Genomic DNA, 22,659 nt, shown 5'->3' on the forward strand with positions numbered 1-22,659 from the left:
ACCAGGGCAGCTCCAGTCTCGCCAGGATGCGCTGGTACTCCGGGTCACTGTCGTATTCGTCTCGCCACCGGTACCGCACCCGTTTCACACCCCTTGGGCCTTGCGGTGCCGTTCGGTCACTTGGTGGCGGGCATGCTCTGCCTGATCTGCTCGTCCGTCTTGAGGAAGTTGTCCTTGACCTGCCGGTACTGCTTCGCGAACTGCGTGATGTTCGTCACCGCCTCGGTCACCGACTTGTTGAAGGCCATGTAGGAGTCCTCCAGTGCCTGGCGGCTCGCCGGCAGCACCAGGCCGCTGTCGAGCAGGCTCACGACCTCGTTCTGCAGGCTCTGCAGCTGGGGTACCAGGGTCTGGTGAACGGCGTTGTCGAGCTTGGTGGCCGTGGCCTCGACCATCGCTTCGTCAACGATCAGTGGCTTTCTCATGTGTCCTCTTCGTGTCTCGGTGCGTCCGGTCGTGACCGGCCGGCGCAGATGGTGATGGGTGGAACCGCCGGTGCGCGACCGGGGTCGCGACAGTCCGGAGGGGCCCTGCGGGCGTCCATAGGGGGAGATGACGCCCGCAGGGAGTCAGGGGGTGGGGGGGAGGGAGGCCGTGCCGCCCGTGAACGGTCATTGCCAGTTGGTTCCGAGCGTGCCGAGCGGGGGTTCCTCGCCGTAGCGCGTGTGCTGGGTGACGGAGTCGCTCAGGTACCAGGTGCCGTCCGGCCGCTTCTGCCAGATCTCCTGGATCTCGTTGCTGCCGTCGGCGACGTAGCGCGTGGTCTGCGTATCGACGACCTTGAGGACGGAGCCGTCTGGGCGCGTGAAGTCCGTCCGGGTGTTGCCGTCCGGCAGTGCGGTGGTCGTCCCCTGGGAGGAGGAATCGCCGGACGGGCGGCCGCCGCCGTCGACCAAAGGGTTCTCGACCGTCAGGTACGCGGGAGGTTTGTCCAGGGACTGCTGGTCGTCCTGCCGGCCGGCCTCCGAGTCGAGGTAGGTGTCCCGGTCCATCTTCAGCTGCCAGTCGCCGCCTGGATCCTTGCCCCAGATCTGGAGCGTGTTGCCCTCGCCGTCGGTGACCCAGCGCTCCGTGTAGCCCGCTGGGTGTCCCGGAGGGTCGTTGTCGACAAAGACCTTGGTGACGGAACCGTCGGCGCTCCGGGTCGTGGTCACGGAGTCCCCCTCCCCCGGAAGCCGGCGGAACGTCTCGGAGTAGGACATCCCGTTCTTGTTCGTGATGGTCGTCGTCGTCTCGATCGGATTGCCGTCCTTGTCGACCTCGATCTCGCCGTTCTGGTCGAGCTTGTACGTCACCTCGGTCGAGCCCTGCGCGGTCTCCTGCCGGAAGACCTTGCGGACGGGCGACGGCGGTTTCTCCGGGTCCGGGTCCAGCCCGCGCCTGATGTACAGGGGGTCGGGCTCGCCGCTCTCGGGGGTCCACGGCTTCTGCTTCTGCAGTTCCTCGAGGGCGTCGGCCTTGTTCTGCTGGAGTTCGTCCGCCCGCTTCCCCAGGGCTTCGTCCTCCTTGTCCAGTTCCTTTTGCGCCTCGTCGTTCGCGCCCTGGTCCTTCCACAGGTCTTCCTGCTGCTTCTGCAGGTCGTCCGCCGTCGGCTGGAGGCGCTCCTGGTCCCTGCTCAGACCGGCGCGCTCCGCGTCCAAGCCGTCCTGCTGCTTCTGCTGCTCGTTCGCCAGCCCGGTCCGCTTGGCCTCGTGTTCCTTCCAGAGGTCCTTCTGCTCCCGGAGCAGCTCTTCCTGCCGCTTCTCGAACGGCTCCTGGGCCTTGGCGAGTTCTTGCTGCTCCTTGTCCAGCTCCTGCTGTCTCCTGGTCAGGGGCTCGAACGCCTTCTCCTGTTCGTCCCGCTGTTGCTTCTGCAGGTCTTCCCACTTCTTCTGCAGGGGTTCGCCCTCCTGCTTCCAAAGGTTGTCCTGTTCGGTGGTCAGGGCGTCCTGCTTCTTCTGCCAGACGTCCAAGTCGGCCTGTGTGACGCTCTTCTTGCGCAACAGGGCATTGCGCTCCGCCCACAGGGCCTCCTGCCTTTTCTGCAGGGTGTTCTGCTTGGCGTCGTAGCTGTCCTGTTCCCTCTGCAGAACGGCCTGCTGCGCCAGGAAGGCGGCCTCCTGCTTCTCGCGCAGCTCCAATTCCTCGCGCCACAAAGCTTGTTGCTTATCCTGGAGCTCGTCCTGGCGCTGCCGCGAAGGCTCCTGCTCTTTCTCCAGAGCCTTGAACTTCGCGTCCTGGTCGTCCTGTTCGGCCTTGAGGGCGGCCTCCTGCCGGTCGCGGTCCAGCGATTGCGCGCGCCACACGTCCTGTTGCTTCTGCTGAAGCTCCTCCTGGCGCTGCCGCAAGGGCTCCTGCTGCCTGTCCAGGGCCTCGTTCCTCGCGTCCAGCTCCTGCTGCCGCTTCTCCAGGGCTTCCTGCTTCTTCTCCAGAGCCTCGCGCTTCTTCGCCAGCTCGGCCTGCTCCCGCTTCAGGCGGTTCTCCTGGCCCAGGTACCGCCTCTGGAGGTCGTCGGCCTGCACCTTCCTCCGCTTGGCCGTCATCCGCTGTTCGTAGGCGTTGATGTCGTTCCTGGCGTGTGCCTGGTGCAGCGAGGCCGCCTGCTGGGCCGCGGAGGAGGCGACGCCCGCGTCCGCGTCGTAAAAGGCCTTGCCTATGTTGTCGAAGAGATTCCCGAGATCGGTCAGGACCTTCCACGCGTCATCGAACGACTTCCGCCAGTCGCCGTAGAAGTGGGTGAGCGCCTCGGCCGTCTGCTTACGGGGACCGACGTCCGCGGGGGCGAAATCGGGCTTCGACTTCGAGGTGACGTCCAGCTCGTCACGGAGGTGCCATACCTGCCGTGCGAGCTCGTACATCAAGTCGTAGTCGATCGATATGCGAGCCACGTCGTGTCGTCCTTTCTTCCGGCCTCGGCGGCGATTCGGTCCGCGATGCGTGACGGCCATCGCATCGAGTTTCCCTGTAGACGCAGAAGGGGACGCGCACGGTTCAAACGAATTTCCCACAGCCCCTACGGACCGGTGATTATGTGGCGTCCATCACTTCGGTGAACTGGCGGCCCTTCCATTTACGTCACCAGGACGTCAACCGCGCGAGTGCGGCCGACCCTCGTGTCCTGAACAGCTTGGAGGACCCCGTGGCCAGCCCCGAAGACTGGAACAAAGTAGGTCTCGACGGAAATCCGGTCCCGGGAAACCCCGACTCCCTCGACGCCACCGCCGGGCAACTGCGCGGACTGCGGGATCTGGCCGATGAAGTCGACAGGGGTCTGGACTCCGTGCTGCGCACGTCGGGGAACGGGGGATTCGAGGGCGAGACCGCGGACGCCCTGCGCGGCTACATCCACAAGGAACTCAAGACGTTCACGGCGAACGTCCACCGCTCGTTCGACATGGCGGCCTCGGCCGTGGACCGGTACGCGAAGGCCCTGAGGGACGCGCAGGGCAGGGCCGACGGTGCCGCGAGGCGGGCCGGCGAGGTGGCCGTCCCCCCGGCGGGCCTCGTCGGAAAGAACGCCCCGCCCCCGGCCGAGCTGACCGCCGCCAAGAACGACGTGGAGGCGGAGGTCGACTTCATCACCACCGAGGCGAAGATCCTGGAGGACGCCCTCAACGAGGCGTCCGACCTGGTGTCCCGGCCCGTCAAGAGGGTCAAGAAGAGCTTCTGGAAGAAGTTCTGGCAGGCCCTGGAGATCATCGGCATGGTGCTGGCGGTCGTCGCCCTCATCGTCGGCGGCGGGTTCGGGATCGCCGCCTTCCTCGTGGGCGCGGTGCTGCTCGCCAAGGCCGTGGCCGACTTCGCGACGGGCAAGACCAACGCCCTCGGGCTGGGCCTGGCGCTGCTGGGCGTCCTCTTCCCGTCGACCAAGGGCCTCACCACGCTCACCGGAGCACTGCGGATGCTCAAAGCCGGAGGGAAGCTCCTGTCCGGCGGAGCGAGGGCCGGCCTCTCGCTCGGGCGCGCGTTCCTACAGGGCGGCAGGCTGCTGCTGCTCGCCCCCGGAACCTTCGCGGGCCTGGCCGGCCAGAACCTGCTCAGGGTGGCCCGCGGGACGGGCATGGTCATCTCGGCCCTCCCCGGTGCCGCCGGCTCCGCGTTTCGGCTGGGCCGCAATATGGCCGTCGGCACGGCGCGGCAGTTCGTCGGCGGGCTGGGCCGCGACTTCGCGAGGACCACCAGGTTCGTCGGCGGTGGCGGCCTGGGCCTGCGGCTGGGTGTCTTCGCGATCATCGCGCTGCCCCGGGTGATGGCGAACGCGTTCCTGCCGCTCAAGTACTTCGAGATCTCCAAGTTCGGCTGGGGCGGCGCCTTCCGCATGGGCATCATGGAGCGCGGCTTTCACGTGCCGCTCTCCGCCCGGCAATCCCTCGGCAGGGTGGGCAACGTCGCCGGCAACGTCACCTCGCTGCGGGCCAAGGATCCGCTCGCGCCCGGTTCCGGCAAGCCGTTCGACGACGTGACAGCTCCCCACCTGGTCGTTCCCGGCACCCAGGCATGGAACGACGCGATCGACGACCTGAGCGAGCTCCTGGCCCCGCCGCCCGTCACACCCGGCCGTTCGTCGGGCATCAGCTCCCTGTCCCCTGGTCCCGGCGGGATACGCGCGGGAATGCCCGCGGGAACGCCGGGCCGGATCCCGGCCGTCTCCGACAGCCTGCTGGAGCGGCTGGCCCTGAACGACCTGGATGCTGCGGGAGTCGGTCCGGGCGGCCTGTTCCAGAGGCAGGGTCTCGACACCCTGGGCACGTTCCGGAGCGGCCCGCTCTCGCCTCAGATGTTCCGCATGATGGACAACCTCCTCCACGACCTGGACCAGTTGGGCAAGCCCGTCCAGCCCGGACGCCTCCTGCTTCAGGACCCGGACAACGCGGTCGTCCGGCTGGAGGAGCTGGACCAGCTCATGGGGCTGGAGCGCACCGGCACCGGCCTGCTCAAGCCCTTCGACGACCTGTCGGACCTGGCTGCCCTGAGCATCGACGGCAAGCTCGGCGGTCTGAACCGGGAGCAACTGCTCAAGATCCTCGACGGCGAGATCGACCTCGTGACCGTCACCTCGGACGGGGTGATCCTGCGCGTCGGGAAGACCGATCCGGTGGACGTCCACGTCGGCCTGAAGGGCGAGGTGACCGTCCGCGTCCTGGACCCCCGGGAAGCCGGTGCCGGACTGCCCACCTTCCTCAGCCGGATCGGCGGACCCGGCTCGCCCGCCGGGCCGGGCATCAAGCTCGACGACCTGGCAGGGCTGATCCCCGACACGACCACCGGCCTGCGTCAGGCGCGCGAGCTGCTGGGGCTGGGCCCGACGCGGACGGACCTCGCCGTCAAGCCGGTCATGCGGCAGGCCGGCTTCCCGCCGGTGACTCTGCGGGAGATCGTCACGGGCGGGGCGGTCGGCAGGACCGCCACGGACCGCTTCCAGGCCTGGGTCCGTCTGCAGAGCGCCGAGACCGATCTGGACACCGCCGGCCGGCAACTCACCCGGCTGACCGAACTGCCCGACACGCCCCCGCTGAGCCGTGCCCAGGCCGAACTGGACCTCAGCGCCGCGGAACTGAACCTCAACCAGGCCCGGATCGACTTCGGCCGGCTCGGGATGAACCCGGACGTGGTCCGGCAGGACATCACGGTGATGATGGCCCGTTTCGAGGCTCCGACGGCCGGCCTGCCGGCCGGTGAACTGCGGCTGCTGGACGACCTGGGGCAGCCCACCGACCGGTGGATCACGCTGGAGTCCGGGGCGAACGCCGAGTGGGTCCTCAGGACGGACACGGGCGTCGTTCCCGACACCACCGTGCGGATGGTCGACGACGGCTTCCTCGTCACAGCCCCCGAGGGCGTGTTCAAGGTCGGACCGGAGGGCACGTCTGTGCAACTCCTGGGGGATCTGCCCCGGTTCGAAGGCGTTCACCTCTCCGGTTCGGCCGATCTGACGGGGCTGCGCCTGGTGGTGACAGAGCTTCCGGCGACCGAGGTCGTACCGGCGTCGTTCCGGATCGAGGTGGCGGACTTCACCACCGCGAACACTCCGGTGCGGCTGCCGGATCTGGCCGTGACCGCCCGCGAGGGCGGCGGCTTCACCGTCACCGGTGCGGACAGCGGCGTGCGTTGGCAGTTCGACGGCGCGGAGATGCTGGAGTTCCGGGAGCTGCCGGTGCCCGGCACGGACCTCTCGCTGCGCTTCGGTGACGACGTCATGGGGCAGCTGCCGCAGGTGGTCGGCCCGGACGGGCTCCCGGTCACCAGCGGGCACGGGGCGGAGTTCGTACGGACGGCCGACGAGGGCCTGACGGTACGGATGCCCGTGACGGACGCGCCCGGGGCCACCATGGCGGAGTTCCGCTTCGACCTGAGCGGCACGCTGCTCGGGCGGGACGTACCGCTGACCGGGCACGGAGTGGACGTCCTGTCCGGCATGAGTCTGCGCCTGGCCTTCGACCCCGGGGTCACCGGAACCGTGCTGTCACGGGAGCTCGTCGGCGGCGGCTTCGGCACCCGCATGCTGTTCCGGGTCGACGCGACCCCGTCGTCCCTGACCGGTCGGCTCGGCGAGGGCGTCACGCTCACCGAAACGGTCGGCGGCAGGGTGCTCCACTTCGACAACGCGGGGCAGCTCCGCGTCCGTGACGTACCGGACGGCGAGGGCGGCTTCCTGCGGTTCGAGGGCACGTCCGGGACGGCGACACTACGCCTGGACGCGTCCGGGACGACGGTGGAGCGCCTCGCGGGCACGGACGCGGGGCTGGACGACGCCGGTGCGGTGGCGGGGGGCTTCCGGCCCATGGACTTCCAGGCCACGGACGTCCGGCTCGCGGACTTCCAGACCACAGACGTCCGGCCAACGGGCGTCCAACCCACAGACGTCCGGCCCGCCGACTTCCAGACCACAAACGCTCTGCCCACGGACATCCAGACCACAGACGCCCGGCCCGCCGACTTCCAGACCACAGACACCCGGCCCACCGACTTCCCATCCGTGGACTTCCAGCCCCTGGACTTCGGCGGGGCGCCGCAGGCGCGGTTCCCGCTGGACAGCATCCCCGAAAACGCCCTGCCGGGCGGTGCGTTGGGGGAACGCTTCCCGCTCACGGCGTTCCCGGAGGAGAGCCTGCGGGAGGTGTCCCTGTCCGCGCCCGGACTGGAGGGGCTGCGGCTGCGGGTCACCGAGGCGCCCGCGAGCGAGACGCTGCCCGCCGTCTCGCACCTGGAGCTGGTGGACTCGGCCGGGCTGTCCATGAACGGCCGGATGGTGCTGGAGCAGCTCGACGGCGGCGGGTTCACGGTCGTCGACACGGTGCGGGGCGCACGCTGGGAGCTGGGCCCGCGACTGCAGCCGCTGTCCCTGGAGGTCCGGCTGCCCGGCCTGGAGCAGTCCCTGCGGTTCGACCTGGCCGGGGACCGGCTGCCGACCGTGGTGGGCCGGGACGCGGTCGCGCCGGTCGACGGGTTCGTGGTCGAGCGTCTTACGGACGGCTCGGGCGAGCTGATCGTGCGGGTGACGGACGCGCCGGGTGGCGGGGGCCCGCTGCCCGAATGGCGGTTCGACAACAGCGGGCTGCTGCGCGAGGCGCGGCTGCCGGTGACCGGCCCAGGGGCCGATCCGGCGCTGCGGGGGCTGTCCGTGCGGGTGGTGCACACGCCCGCCACCGACATGGGCGCGGGCGGGCGGACGTTCGAGCTGGTCGGCTCCTCGCGTACGTCGCTCACCGTCGCTCCCCTGACCGGGGAGCCGGCGCGGCGGCTGCCGGGCGGCTTCTCCCTCACGGACGAGGTGACGGGACTGCGGTGGCACGCCGACGGCTCGGGCCGTATCGACCTGTCGGCGAGCGTGGCCGAGGACGGGCTCCCGGCCGAACAGCTCGGCGATCTCGACACGCTCGGCTCCGTCGCCGACCGCGTGTCCGCCGAGCCGCACGCCCCGGTGGGCGACCCGGGACTCGAACCCCTGCCGGAACTGGAGCACATCTTCCAGGGCACCCTGCGCGAGGCATCCGCCGTCCGCCCGGAAACAGCCCCGACGGCGATGACGTCCGCGCTGACCGGCGGCCGGACGGACCTCGCCTCCGTGCGCGGGTTGGACGACTTCTTCCAGTTGGCTGACGAGGTGGCGCACGCCCCGCGTACCGCGCCGGGGGTGATGCAGGTCGAGCGGCTGGCCGTGGAGGCACAGGCCGTGCTGCACGCGAGCGGCTTCGACACCCGCCTCCTGCACGAGGATCTGCGGGGGTTGCGCAGCAGCGCCCTGGCCCAGGTCACCGGCGACGCGCGCCAGGCGCTCGACGCACACCTGACGCGGACCGGGGCCTTCGGCCCGGACGGCCGGCCGTTCGACGTGGACTTCTCGGTCACGCCCGAATGGGGCGGCGGCCATTCCGTCGTGCACCACCTGACCGACCTGCGCATGGGCTTCGACGACCAAGGGAGGCTGGTCTCGCGCGAGTTCCCGCTGCACGACGTCCCGGCGGAGCTCGTCGGAGTGAAGGTCGTCGCGGCCGACAGCGTGACCGGGGAAGGTCTGCTGGTCCGGGAGTTCACCGTCGTGGAGACCCCGGAGGTCGCGGGCCGGTTCGTGACCGAACCGGTGGGTCCGGAACTGGAGCGAGCGGGCGCCCGGTTCTCCGTTGTCGACGGCGTCACCGGCAACCGGTTCTTCTTCGCACCGGAGGGCACGCTGATCGCCGGCGAGGTGCGACTGGGCCGGAGCCTGGGCGTGCTGCGCCTGGACATGAGCGCGGCGGGCCGTCCCCCGCAGGTGCTGGGCAGGGCGGGAGTGCCGGTGTCGGCGCTGCGCGCGGAGACGGTGGGTGGCGGCCGAGTGGCTCTGACGCCCGTCGGGGAGTCCCTCACCCGGCCGTTGCAGCGGGTGGTGATCGACTCCCGCAGCCTGGAGGTGGCCGAGAAGACCGTCGGCGTGCCCGGCCCGCGCGGCGAGCTGACCGGTGAGTACTGGAAGGTCGACTACACCTCGGGCACGGCCGTACGCCTCGATGCCGCCGGCCGCGCGCTGACCGGGCGGCTCGACACCGCCGCCGTCCGTCTGACAGCGGGCGGGGAGTTCTCCCTGGTGGGCTCGGACGGCCGGATCCTGTTCGAGAGCTCCGGCCCGGGCAGGACGGTCGCGGCGGTGGACCGTACCGTCGACCCGGCGGACATCGCCCCCGCGGAGCCGGCGTGGCGGACGACCGACGAGCCGCTGTGGCGGTACGACGACCGGCGTCCCGAGATGATCTACAGGGACGGGTTCCGGCCGAAGGACCCCGCTTTCCTCGACCTCGGCGAATACGTCAGAGAGAACACGCCTTCTGGCTTCGTGAGCACCACCGTCGACTCCTCGCTCGAGTGGGGCTCGCGCTACAAGTACGAGATCCACGCACCCGGCGGCATCGACGTCAACAAGACCTTCGACAAGGACTACGCGCTCCGGATCGACGGAAACCCGTTCGCGCACGAGGCCGAGATCTCCTTCGCCGGCGGTGTGCGGGCTCGCTTCATCAAGGGCGCGTACGAGTGGAACGGCTATGAGCTGAGCGCCTGGAAGGCCAACCCGACCTTCCGTCCCGCGGGCGCGGAGCAGGAGTGGACACGGCAGTCGACGTACTTCGTCCGCGCGATGAACCAGACGCCGGCGCCGATGGCCGCGACGCACACGGTGAGCCTGGAGGCAACCGTGCACTCCGTGGTTCAGGTGGTGGAGCAACCGCTCCACGGCGCCCCGGAGATGACCGCCGGAATCAAGCTGAAGATGACGCAGGTTCCGTCGGCGAACGGCGCCGCGAGCACCCCGCACGTGGAGCTGGTGGGCCCCGACGGCCTGCCGCCGCAGGGCTGGTCGGTGGTGTCCCAGGACGCGGGCCTCACCGTCACCGACCCGACCGGACAGCTGCACTGGCACTTCGACTCCCAGCTCAGTCCCCTCGCCGATGACCTGTTGCAGCAACTGCCGGACGAGGACGGCCTGTTCTCCTTCGAGGTCGACATGCCCCACGACCCGGCACCGGGCCCCCACGGGACCTTCGACGACCCGATGCTGCTGGACGACACCGGCCTGGTCTCCCTCGACCCGCCCGTCCAACGGCTGTCACAGACAACCGGACCGTCCGAGCCCCTGGCCGCCGGCTGGTCGATACTCCAGCACCACGGTGGCGGCTTCACGGTCCGCGATCCGTCGGGGCACAGGCTCTGGAACATCGACAGTCAGATGCGGGTCCTGGCGCAGAAGGTGCAGGTCCCCGGCACCCAGCACATCCTGTCCTTCGACTTCACCGGCCAGCATCCCCCGACGGTGCTGGGCCCCGACGGTCTGCCCGTATCCGGGTGGTCGGTACTGCAGCACGACGGCGGCTTCGCGGTCCTCGACCCGGGCGGGAAGATCCTCTGGAACCTTGAGCACCGCCTGCTGGAGACTCCCGACCCGAGCGCGCTGCTGACGCACGGGGCCACCCTGGTCGACGACGTCCCGCTGGCCGCTGTCCCGGGCGACCCGCTGCTGCAAGGCCATGCGGTGCAGGCCTACCACCCGGCGGGCATGGGCCCCGGTTCGGGCGTGTCAAGGTTCGAACTGGTCGGGCCGGCGGCGGACCGTTTCGCGGTGAGACCGGTGGATGCGGCGCTGGAGCGGCTCGGTGCCCGGTTCTCCGTCCTCAGCCACGACACCGGCAACCTGTTCCACTTCGGGCCCGGGGGCTCGCCGGTCGGCGTCGACCTCTGGCTGGGGCAGGACATGGGCATCGTGCGCCTGGCCCTGGACGGCTCCGGCCGGGCCCCGGAGACGCTGACCTCCATGAGCACGCCGGCGACGGCGATGAGGGCGGATGAACTGGCCGGCGGCCGGATCGCCGTGGGCCCGGTCGGCGGCCACCTGACCCGTCCGAGGCAGCACGTGGTGATCGATTCCCACGGCTTGGAAGTGGTCGAGAAGACCGTCGGCATCCCGGCGACGTCCGGCAACCAGCCGGGCCGGTACTGGCGGGTCGACTACCACACACGAACGGCCGTGACCCTGGACGAGGCCGGTCTCCCCCTGCCCAGCGGGTTCGATCCCGTGAGGGTCGACCTCGAACCGAACGGCGAGTTCAACCTGCTCGGCGAGAACGGCGACCTGCTGTACGCGAGTACCGGACCGGGCCGCCTGCTGGCGGCGAGCGACCTCTCTGTGGATCTGGGCAGGCTGACCCCCGACCGGGCGGTGTGGCGCAAGACCGACGAGACGTTGTGGCGGAACGACAACAGGGGCCCTGAGACGATCTTCAACGACGGGTTCCGGCCCAGGGATCCCGCCAACCTCGATCTCGGTGACTTCATCACGGCCAACACGCCGTCGAGCTTCGTCAGCACGACCGTCGATTCCCACCTCGGGTGGGGGTCGAAGTTCAGGTACGAGATCCACGCGCCCGGCGGCATCGACGCCAACGAGACCTTCCGCATCAACAACGCGACCAACCCGTTCGCGAACGAGGCCGAGATCACCTTCGTCGGCGGCGTGCACACACGGTTCATCCGGCGCGTCGAGCACCTGCACGAAGGACAGGCCATCGATCAGCTGGACAACCCGGCGTTCCATCCCGTGGCCGGCGACGAGGCGTCACGGCGGGCCGCGACCTACTTCGTGCGGGCGATGAACCAGACGCCCCAGCCGATGGCCGTGACGCGGACCATGCCGCTGGAGGAAACCACGGGGACGGTGCGCCCCGTGGTCCAGGTCACGGAGGAACCGCTGCACGGGGCGCCCGATCTGGCCGGGACGCGGTTCCGGTTGACGCAGGTGCCGCGGACGCGGACCTCCACCGCGTTCTCCCACCTGGAACTGGTGGGCCCGGACGGCCTGCCGGTGCCGGGCCGCAGGCTGCTGCCCCGCGAGGGCGGCGGTTTCACGGTGACCGGCGGTGCCCGCGGCGACCTGCACTTCGGGGCCGGCGGCGGCTTCGAGCTCCGCGACGTGCGGCTGCCCGGCATCGACCACACACTGCGGTTCGACACTCCCGCCGGCGTCGACAGCCTGCCGAAGCTGCTGGACAAGGAGGGCGCGCCCGTGGCCGGCGCCCTGATCCGGCGCTCGGTCGACGGTGGCCTGACGGTGGACGTACGCGTGCCCTGGCAGGAAGAGACGCGGCTGCGCTGGCAGTTCGCCGAGAACGGCGAGTTGACGGGGCAGTCGGTGATCGCCCCGGACCGGCTCGCGGTGGCCGTCGACCGGTCGGTGGACGTCGACGGCATCAGGCCCAAGGACCTGGTGGCCTGGCGGGATGCGTACGAACCCCTGTGGCGGTACGACAACCGCCTACCGAAGGTCGTCTTCAAGGAGGGCTTCGCCCCCCGGGACCCCGCGTACACCGATCTGAAGCAGCTCGTCGACTTCAACCGGCGCTCGGCGTTCGTCAGCACGACCTCCAGCCCGGACGCGAAGTTCGCCATGGGCCGGTTCCGGTACGAGATCCACGCGCCGGGCGGCATCGACGCCGACGCGTCCCTCAAGGACCTGCACATCGGCGACGGCCTGGGCAACCCTCACCAGGGCGAGTTCGAGATCTCGTTCCCCGGCGGTATCAGGCCACAGTTCATCAAGGGCGCCCACCGGGTCGTGGACCCGCAAGGCGCGCACGTGTTCAGCCAGTGGAAGGCGAACCGGGGTTTCGACCCGACCGCGGTCAACACCGAGGTGGCGCACGCGATCACGTCTGAGGACGTCCCGCGGATCCTGTCCGAGGCGGCGGCCAAGGCACCGGTGTCAGGACCTGTGCGGGTCACCGAGGAACTGGAACGGTTCGCCCGGACCTTCGGCAAGATGACCGAACGGGAGGCCCGCAGGCTGTGGGACGACGCGAGTGCGATCATCTCGCGGTTCGACGCGTTCCCGCTGGTGATCGACGTGGAACGGGTGGCCCTGCTCAAGCGCGACCCCCTTCAGTACTGGCACACGATGCGTGTGGCGCAGGAACTGCATCTCCACGCGGGTGACAGTGAGCGGTTGTTCCGCGGCATCGACGTGGCCCGGGACCTGGCCAAGGAGCGGGGCGCCGACGGCCTGCGCCAGGGGCTCGCCGGCGGCAGCCCCGGGACGCTTGACCTGCCCGGCCCGTCCGGCGAGGCCGGCCCGTCGAGGGTGGCCGAGGACTTCCGGCCGGTGAACTTCGGCGGGGCGCCCCAGCTGCGGTTCCCGCTGAACCGGATCCCGGAGGAGAGCCTGCGCGAGACGCCGCTGACCGGGGCGGGGCTGGACGGGCTGCTGCTGAGGACCATCGAGATCCCGGCCGACGGAGGTCTGCCCGCTGCCACGCAGCTGGACCTGGTGACCCCGGACGGGCAGCCGGTACCCGACCGGGTGCTGATCCCCCGGCAGAACGGCGGCTTCACCGTCGCCGACACCGCCGGACGCCAACGCTGGGAGCTGGGCCCGCGGTTGGACCTGCTCACGCGGGACGTCCGGGTGGGCGACGGGCAGCTGTTCCTGCACTTCGACCTGACCGCCGAACGACCACCGACCGTAGTGGGCCCGGACGGGCTGCCGGTACCCGACCGGGTGGTACTGCCCCACGAGGACGGCGGGTTCACCGTGCCCGACCCCCTCGGCGGCGACCTGCGCTTCGGCTCCCGCGGCCACTTCGAGTCCCGCGAGCTGAGGCTGCCCGGCACCGAGCACGTCGTACGGTTCGACACCCCGGCCGGCACCGACGGCACCCCGCGGCTGCTGGACCGGGACGGCTCACCCGTGCCCGGTGCCGACGCGGTGCGCGCAGGCGACGGCGGCCTGACGGTACGGATGCCCGCGGCCGGGGACCTGCACGTGCGGTGGCAATTGAACCCGGGCGGCAGGCTGATGGCCCAGGAGATACCCCTGACCGGCCACCAGGTCGAGCTGCTGGCCGGGGTGGGACTCCGTCTCGACTTCCGGCCGGGGGTGGCGGGAGCAGACCGTACGGTCGTGGCGTCGGCGACGCTGGCGGGCGGCGGTTTCGGCGCTGTCGCCGCCTTCCGGATCCAGGCGCTCCCCGAGCAGCTCGCCGGCCCGCTCGGCAACGGATTCACCCTCGCCGAGAGGGCCGTCGGCAGGGCGTTCCACTTCGAGGCCACCGGGCTCCTGCGTTTCAGGGACGTCCCGTACAACGGAGGGATCCTGCGGTTCGAGGCCGGGGCCACCCCGACCGCCCCGCAACGGATCCCGGCCCCCCAGGCCGACAGCCCGGTACGCGACTCCGGGCCGACGGGCCCCGGCGGAGTGCCGCCGCAGCGGTTCCCGCTGGACGGCAATCCCGAGCACACGCCGCCTGAGGCCACGTTGGACGAGCGCTTCGGGATGGGCGCGATCCCGGAGGAGGTTCTGCGCGAGACGCCGTTGACCGCTCCGGGACTCGACGGCCTGCGGCTGCGGATCACCGAGGTCCCGACCGGCGAGTCGATGCCCTCCGTCTCGCACGTGGAGCTGGTGGGCCCGGACGGGCTGCCGGTGCCCGACCGGGTCGTACTGCCGCGTGAGGACGGCGGGTTCACGATCACCGACGGCACAGGCCGGCCGCGCTGGGAGCTGGACGCCGGAGCGCAGCCGCTGTGGTGGGACCAGTCACTGACCCAACTGGCGGTCAACCGCCTGACGCCGTTCGACGACGTGTCCCTGTACGGGGTGGGCGAGCTGGCCGGTCAGAAGCTGCGGCTCACCCATGTCGCCGCTCCCGACGGCACGTCCGGCTCGTTCCGGCTGAACGTCATACAGGCCCCACCGACCCGCAGTGGGCCGGGCGCGGGGCCGCAGTTCAAGGCGGAGCAGATCGAGGACGGCGGGTTCCGCGTCACCGACCCGGCCGGCACAACCCGGTGGGAGTTCGATGCCGGTGGCGGCTTCGTCGCCCGCGAGACGGCCCTCGTGGACCACGATCTGGGGCTGCCCTCCGACCTCTGGTTCAGGGTGACGAACGCCTCCGTCACGCCGGACGGGGCGACGACCCGGTTCGTGGGGCTGGTCGGTCGCGACGGGGTGCCCTCGTCCGTGTCCGGCTCCTTCCGGCTCGCTCCGGTGGACCGGACCCTCCGGGTCGAGTTGCCGGACGGCTTCACGCTGACCGACACCGTCACCGGTGGCCGCTTCCACTTCGACGCCGACGGCACCCTCGCGTTCCGGGACCGGCCGACGCGCGACGGCTCCGGTTTCCTGCGCTTCACCGAAGGCGCACCCGACATCCCGCCCGCCCGGATCGACGACCCCGGCGACGTGTCCGGGACCTTCACGGACGGCTCCCAGGACGACCTGACGCAGATCTTCCACCGCATGTTCCACGAGACGTCGGGCGGCACGGGCCCCATACCCGACACCGCCGACCTCCTCCCGCGTCTTGACCCGGGGCCGCCGGACCGAACACTCGCCAGGCTCGGTCCGGACCACCTGCCCGAGCTGAACGATCAGGCCATCTGGGCCAGGCTGGACGAGTACTGGCAGACGGTTCTGGACGCGGCGCCCGGCATACGCCTGGGAGTGGACGACCTCGCGGACTTCGAGATACGGGTCGTGAGAGTCCCCAGCACCGACACGGCACCCGGCTCGTTCCGGCTCGAACTGGTCAACCGCGCTCCGGCGTCGGACTCGACGGTCAGCGGCGCGGACTTCACCGTCCAGCGCACGGCGGACGGCGAGCACATCGTCACCGACCCGGCCGGAACCACCTCGTGGTGGTTCAGCGAGCACGGCCACTTCCTGGGACGCGAGACGGTCCTCACGGGAGACGAGCTGCCGGCCGATCTGCGGCTCAGCGTCGCCGTCGTCACCGAAGCGGACGGGACGGCACGGACCGCCATCGATCTGCTCGGTCCTTCCGGCGCCGTCAACTCGGTCCGGCTCGCCCCCGCCGAGGGAGCACTGGCCGGGCAGCTGCCCGGCGGCTTCACCCTCACCGACACCGTCACCGGCAGCCGCTTCCACTTCGACAACACCGGCCGCCTCGCGTTTCGTGACCTCCCGGACCGGGACGGCACCGGCTTCCTCCGCTTCACGGAGGGCGCGGACACCGCACCCACCCGGCTCGTCGAACCGCCGGCCGACGGCGTCACCGACATGGCGCAGATCTTCCAGCGCAACCTGGACGAGGCATCGGGCGCGCACCAGCCGGAAGGAGCGGCCCAAGTGCCGGAAGGCGCGCCCACGGATCTGTCCGGCATCACAGGGGCCATGGACCTCCTGCACCACGCCCCCGACTCCCACGCCTTCCAGACGCTGAGCCTGCCCCGGGTGCAGCAGCTCGGCGACGCGGCCACCGAGTCGCTGAACCGCCTCGGCCTGGGCCCCGAACTCCTCCACGACCAGCTCCGCGGGATGACCGCGCAGGCCTATCAGGCGATCCGGCAGGGTGCCGCCTCCGCTCTGCGGGAGTATCTGGGCCTGCCGTCGGCCGCGCGCCTCCAGGACCTCCACAGCGGAGTCGGCCGTACCGTCGGTGACTTCACCGTCGTACAAACCCCGCACGGGGGGCCCGGCGGCAGTCACTACACCGTCACCCATACGGGCACGGACCTGAGCTCGGGCTTCGGCCCGAACGGCACGCGTCTGTCCCAGGAGGTGTTCCTGAGGGGCGGGCCCGACGGCCTCGACGGCGTGCGGCTCCGGATGACCGGTCGTACGGCCGAGGGCGGCCACTGGGCCCCCGACTCCTTCGAGTTCGTGGGCGCACGCCCGGCCGACGGCTCCCTCACCGTCACAGGTCTCGCCCCGAACGTCCCGGCCCAGCTGCGGGGCGGCTTCACCCTCCTCGACCCGTCCGGCGTCACGCGGTGGCACTACGGCCCCGAGGGCATGGTCGCCCTGCGGGATGTGCGGCTCCCCGGCGACCGGGGCCTCCTGCGCTTCGACGCCGCGGCACCCAACGGCGTACCGCAGGCGCTCGACACGGCGGGGCTCGCGTCCCCGACGCTGCGCGTGGAGCGGCTCGACGACGGCCGGATCGCCCTGATCCCCACCGGGACGGCGGCCCACCCGCTGGAGCGGGCGGTGTTCGACACCACCGGCGGCACACTGCTGGACGAGACCCTCGCCATCCGCGGCGGGAGCGGCAGGCCCACCGGCGAGTTCTGGAAGATCGACCACGTGGCCGGCACGGCCGTCCGCACCGACGTCGAGGGCACGCCGTTCACCAGCGTCTTCGACACCGCCACGGTGGAAAGGTCCGGCACCGGCCAGTTCAGGCTGGTCGGTACGAGCCCCGGGAAGGTGACCCTCTTCGAGCGCGAGGTGCTCGGCAGCGGCAACACCCTGCACGTCGACGTGAGCCGCTCGGGACACGCCCGGTGGACCGAGTTCGACGGCGCCGGCAGCCGGTTCCGGCACGGCGAGCGGCTCGGGGACGTGGACCAGCACACGGTCCACGACGTGCCGTCCGGTTCCTGGCGGGTGCTGAACAACGTGGACGTACGGACGTACACGAAGGCTCTCGACGGCGGTCTCGTCCGCGCCGAGAAGGGAGCGGACGGCCACTGGACGTGGCAGCGCTTCGGCAAGGACGGCACAGAAGTGCTCTCCGGTGACCGCGACTGGAGCTGGAACCACGTCGCTTTCAAGGACACCTACCTCGACCCGGCCACCGGCATCGAGACAGTGGCCCAGCGTCGCGGCCAGACCTGGCCCTTCGGCGGTCTGCACGGCTCCCGGATGTACCAGGAACACGCGGTGCTGCCCGGTCTCGCTCCCGCCGGAGGCCGGATCGACCCCGGCGACTACACCGGCTTCCACCCGGCGAACGCGCAGATCGAGCGGATGGAGGGGCTGTCGGACGGCGGCAGTCTGCTCGTGAAGCGGTTCGCGGACATGCGTCCGCCCGCCTTCTTCTGGAAGTCGGCGGCGGGCCGCAACCCGTTCGACGGCTTCTTCAGCGATCTGTTCACGGGCGAGTCCCTGAACCGGGTCAGCTTCTGGACCGAGACCGCGGCCGACGGCACCCAGGTGACCGGCGTCCGGCTCAACCCGACCGGCTCCAACTGGGCCGACTTCGACCAGTACGGCCGCCTCGTGCGGGAGAACCGGAAGCTGGAGAACGGCCAGGTCATCGAGGTCGGGCGCAGCGCCGAGGACCCCACCAAGTGGGCGCCGGTCCCGGAGTACCGCAACGGCGGCTCGTACGAACTGCACTGGACGGACACGACGACCGGCCGGACCGGCACCCGGCACGTCGACGGCAACGGGCGGTGGAGGGACCTCTTCACCGACGAGCAGGGCGTCGAACGGATACGGCTGCGCAGTGAGGGCAAGGGCACCCGGGAGTACCTGCACGACGCGCCCTCCACCGAGGACCTCCGCCTCGACGACGACACCGGCTTCTGGGTCGACAAGAACTCCCAGCAGCATGTCTCCGGCCGCCGCGACCTGGTGGACGGCAAGATCGTGGAGTCGTCCGGCAGCCCCTACCGCACCAGGTGGACCTGGAAGGCGTACGACCCGAGCGCCCCGGACACCGTCATCGGCGAGGGCATCCGCACCCAGAACCGGGGCTCGGTCTACTCGCGGCCCTGGGACGACTCGTTCAAGGACTTCGACACGAGCGGCAACCTCCTACGCGAGCGCAGCGCCACCGACACCGGAAGCTCCTGGGTCGACGCGGTGAAGCAGGACGACGGCACCTGGAAGTGGACCAGGAGGGCCGCCGACGGCGCGGTCCACTCCGAGGGCGTCCGCGTCTACGACGACATCGCGACCGGCCGTTGGCGGGACCTCGTCGACGACCAGGAGGTCAGGCGGGTGGTCGGCGACCGGGTCCGCGAGTACCAGTACGAGATCGTCGTCCCGCCACCGACGGCCCCACCCCGCGGCGGCACGCTGGCCTCCTTCCTCGCCGACTCCATCCGGCACTTCGAACCGCCCACCACCGTCCGCGTGGACCCGGACCTCTGGAAGGAGTACGACGCCGGCAAGGTCTTCCGCGAGAGAGTCGGCGTGGACGGCATCCCCAGCCGCCACCGGGTGGTCGACAAGCAGTGGGGCCAGTGGGTGGAGTTCCAGAGCGGCCACCTGGTCCAGTGGCGGACCGTCGAGGGGCGGGTCTGGAAGACCGACGCGTTCGGCCGTATGAGCACCTCCGGCCCGCTGCCCGGCGGCGGCGCCAGGACGCTGATCGGCCGGGAGGCCGACTTCCGCGGCATGGACGCCGAGATCATGGGCCGCCTGCGGGAGATCCAGGACGTGTGGCACGGGCGGTTCACCGGTGTCAGGGACGGCGATGCCGTCGAGATGCCCATGTGGCAGCGCGAGCTCCGCAGCGGGCTGACGGCGCTCACCACCGGCTTCGTCACCGACTTCACCACGAGCCTGGCCATCACGGCCGCCACCAACAACGGCGACGTCACCAGAACCGACGTCTACAAGGCGCTGCTCTCCGGCGCGGTCGGCGGAACCTTCAACGGCGGGCTCAACGTGCTGTACAACCAGACCCGCCTGGGCTGGCTGAAGACCCGCATGGGCACGATGGACTGGGGAGGCCACCCGAACCAGACCCAGACCACCGTGACCGACGACTGGGCGACCGATTTCACCGCCCAGGAAAAGGCCACCCGCTGGCGCAACGCCACCTACTCCACCTCGGCCGGCCTGGCCACCGGGGCGCTCAGCTTCTTCATCAGCAACGCCGCCGGCGCGGCGATCTTCGGCGTCAACGGTCGCGAGGTCAAGGGCTGGGACGCGATGGAGGCCGGGGCGTGGGCCGCGGGGGCCTCGCTGTTCAGTGGTGTGACCACCGGTCTGGCGAGGAACGTCTGGCATCTGTCCACCGGCGCCCGGGTCTTCCACAAGGGCGGCGTCGGCGAACTGGGCATGAACTGGGCCGAGTCCGCGCTGGCCCGGTACCTCGCCTACCTGATCACCCAGGCGGACAAGGACAACGGCAACAACCTGCCCAGCCCCAGCCGGCCGTTCCCGAAATTGCCGGCACCACCGTCTCAGCCACTCACGGTCGACCAATCCGCCCCTCTCACCGAGCACATGGAGCTCCCGTGACCACCACCGCCACCGTGCACCGGGTCGCCCCCAGGGGCCGCGGCGCCCACCGCAGCATCACCTCGGCCCTGCGGGCCGCCGCCGACGGCGACGAGATCCGGATCGCCCCCGGCGAGTACATCGAGGTGCTGGTCCTGGACCACGCGGTGTCCCTGCTGCCGGAGGACGGGCCGGAGCACGCCGTACGGGTGCTGGCGGCGGACCCGGGCCGGCCCGTCCTGGAAGTCACCGCCTCCGGCGTCCGCGTCGCAGGCATCGCGCTGACCGGGCAGGACCCCGGGCTGCCCGCCGTGCTGGTGGCCGGCGGCGTACTGGAACTGGACGGCTGCGAGATCACCGGCGGCCGGGTGGAAGCGAGCGGTGACGCGGCACTGACGCTGCGTGCCTGCCGGGTCCGCGGTGCCGCCCTGGCCGGGGTGCACGCCAACACCACCGGCCCGGCCACGCTGGTCGACACGGTGGTGGAGGACGTCGACGGCACGGGCGTCGTGCTGGGCTCCGCCACGGCCGCGGAGGTCACTGGGCTCACCGTCCGCCAGGTCACCGGCTCGGGCGTCCGCGCCCGGGGCCGGGCCAGTGCGCTGCTGCTCGACTGCCGGATCACCGCGGCGGGCCGCAGCGGACTGCTGGTGGAGGACGACGCGGCCGTCACCGCGCTGGACTGCCGAGTGGAGGAGCCGGGCGCGGAAGGCGTCCGGGTGCTGGGGAGTTCCCCCCGAATCGAGGAGGCACCGCGACGCCCGAAGTCCGTGGACGGCGGAGTGGTGCTCGCCGACTGCCAGGTGCTGCGCACCGGCGCGGACGGGGTGGCGGTCTCCGGCACGGGTGACGTCCTGCTGGTGAACTGCCGTCTGCGGGACGGCTCCGGTGCCGGGGTGAGCGCCGAGGACGACAGCAGGGCCGTCCTGGTGGACTGCCAGGTGGACCGGCCGCACGGCTCCTGTCTGGTGGCCCGGGGCAGTGCACGGCTGTCCGCGGAGGGCACCTCGATGCACGGCAGCCGCGCCAACGGCCTGGTGGCGGGCGACCGCTCCCGGGTGAGCCTCGCGTCGAGCGACGTCACGGACTGCGGCTTCAGCGCGGTCCATGCCTGCGACGACTCCCGGCTGACGCTCACCTCCTGCCGTATCGGCTCCACGCCCGAGCACGGCGTCCGGGCCACCGACCGGGCCGACCTCACCGTCGAGTCCGTCCGTATCAGCGACTGCGGGCTGTCGGGCATGCAGATCGACGCGGAGGCAGCCGCCCGGGTGCGCGGACTGTCCGTACTGCGCGGGCGCACCGGCATCAACGCCGAGTCCACCGGGACGGTCGTCCTGGAGGAGTGCGACGTCACGGACACCGAACGCGCGGGTATCACCTGCGGAACCGGGACGTCGGCCGTGCTGCGGGACTGCCGGGTCAGCGGCTCCGGCACCGCGGGACTCGTGGTCGGGGAACGGGCGACCCCCAGCATCGAGGACTGCGTGGTCCGCGACTCCACCGGCTCGGGCCTGGTGCTGGGCCCGGCGGCCGAACCGCGCGTCAGGTCCGTCACCGTGGCCCGTACCGGGAAGAACAGCCTGTTCGTCGGCGAGAGGGCGCGGGGCACCTTCGAGGACTGTGTCTTCGCCGGGGCCGGCACCGACGGTCAGTCGTTCCCGGCCGTCCACGTCTCGGCCGGGAGCTCGCCCGTACTGCGTGGCTGTCTGGTGCGCGACACCGAGGAGGACGTGGCCGCGGAGAAGGGCGCCCGGCCGGTGTTCGACGACTGCTTGGCACGGAATGTGCGCAACCCTGCCCTGCCGACCGGCGCCAAGGATGCCCTGCCGTCGGCGGGGAACGGGGACACGGCTGCCGGGACCAGCGCGCGCGAGACCGAGGCGCCCCCCGAGGACACTTTGGACGACCTGCTCGCCGAACTCGACGGGCTGGCAGGCCTGGACCGCGTCAAGCACGACGTGTCGTCCCTGGTGAAACTGATGCGGACGGTCCGGCGCCGCGAGGAGATGGGGCTGGCCGCTCCCCCGCTCAGCCGCCACCTCGTCTTCACCGGCAACCCGGGCACCGGCAAGACCACCGTGGCCCGGCTCTACGGCCGCATCCTGGCCGCCGTCGGTCTGCTCGACCGCGGCCACCTGGTCGAGGCGGACCGCTCCGCGCTGGTCGGCGAGTACGTCGGCCACACCGGCCCGAAGACCGCGCGGGTGTTCCAGCAGGCCAGGGGCGGTGTCCTCTTCATCGACGAGGCGTACTCGCTCACCCAGTACGCCGGCACCAACGACTTCGGCCAGGAGGCGATCGCCACCCTGCTGAAGCTGATGGAGGACCACCGGGACGACGTGGTGGTGATCGTGGCCGGATACCCGAAGGAGATGGAGGTGTTCGTCCGCTCCAACCCCGGCCTGGCGTCACGCTTCACCCGCACCCTGATCTTCGAGGACTACGGTTCCGCCGAGCTGGTCAGCATCGTGGAACTCCAGGCCGCGCAGCACCAGTACGAGCTGACCGCGTCCGCCCGCGAGGCACTGACGGCGCACTTCGACGCGCTGGTCCGGGAACGGGGGTTCGGCAACGGACGCGCGGCCCGCCAGCTCTTCCAGTCCATGACGGAACGTCAGGCCTACCGCGTCGCCGACCTGCCCGAGGCCTCGGAATCCGACCTGATGACCCTGACGCCGGAAGACGTCCCGTAGACGGCGTCCGCCACCCCGCCACCCCGCCGCCCGCCGAGCCCACGCACG

4 protein-coding genes are annotated in these 22,659 nt (G+C 71.1%); 2 read left to right on the forward strand and 2 right to left on the reverse strand.

What is annotated here, in order from left to right; all coding sequences use genetic code 11:
* Positions 1-116: 116 nt before the first annotated feature.
* Both AB0I77_RS50765 and AB0I77_RS50770 read right to left on the reverse strand, forming a co-directional pair.
* The gene (locus AB0I77_RS50765; RefSeq protein WP_363289814.1) at positions 117-425 is read right to left on the reverse strand and encodes a hypothetical protein; all 309 of its coding nucleotides are present in this window, start codon (positions 423-425) and stop codon (positions 117-119) included.
* Positions 426-611: 186 nt separating this feature from the next.
* On the reverse strand, positions 612-2,867 hold the full coding sequence (locus AB0I77_RS50770; RefSeq protein WP_363289815.1) for a hypothetical protein: 2,256 nt from the start codon (positions 2,865-2,867) through the stop codon (positions 612-614).
* Between the two features lie 251 nt (positions 2,868-3,118).
* On the opposite strand from AB0I77_RS50770, the gene AB0I77_RS50775 reads away from it, so the two are divergent.
* Both AB0I77_RS50775 and AB0I77_RS50780 read left to right on the forward strand, forming a co-directional pair.
* Positions 3,119-19,936 carry a putative T7SS-secreted protein gene (locus tag AB0I77_RS50775; protein WP_363289816.1) on the forward strand — a complete coding sequence of 5,606 codons (16,818 nt, stop codon included), beginning with the start codon at positions 3,119-3,121 and terminating at the stop codon, positions 19,934-19,936.
* Positions 19,933-22,611, forward strand: a complete 2,679-nt coding sequence (locus tag AB0I77_RS50780; protein WP_363289817.1) for a right-handed parallel beta-helix repeat-containing protein — start codon at positions 19,933-19,935, stop codon at positions 22,609-22,611. Before AB0I77_RS50775 ends, AB0I77_RS50780 begins: the two co-directional genes overlap by 4 nt.
* Positions 22,612-22,659: the final 48 nt, after the last annotated feature.

The sequence above is a fragment of the Streptomyces sp. NPDC050619 genome (genome assembly GCF_040654815.1).
Lineage (GTDB): Bacteria > Actinomycetota > Actinomycetes > Streptomycetales > Streptomycetaceae > Streptomyces.

Excerpts from the sequence above, each read along its gene's own strand:
- AB0I77_RS50765 (WP_363289814.1), bottom strand. The coding sequence starts at position 425 with ATGAGAAAGCCACTGATCGTTGACGAAGCGATGGTCGAGGCCACGGCC.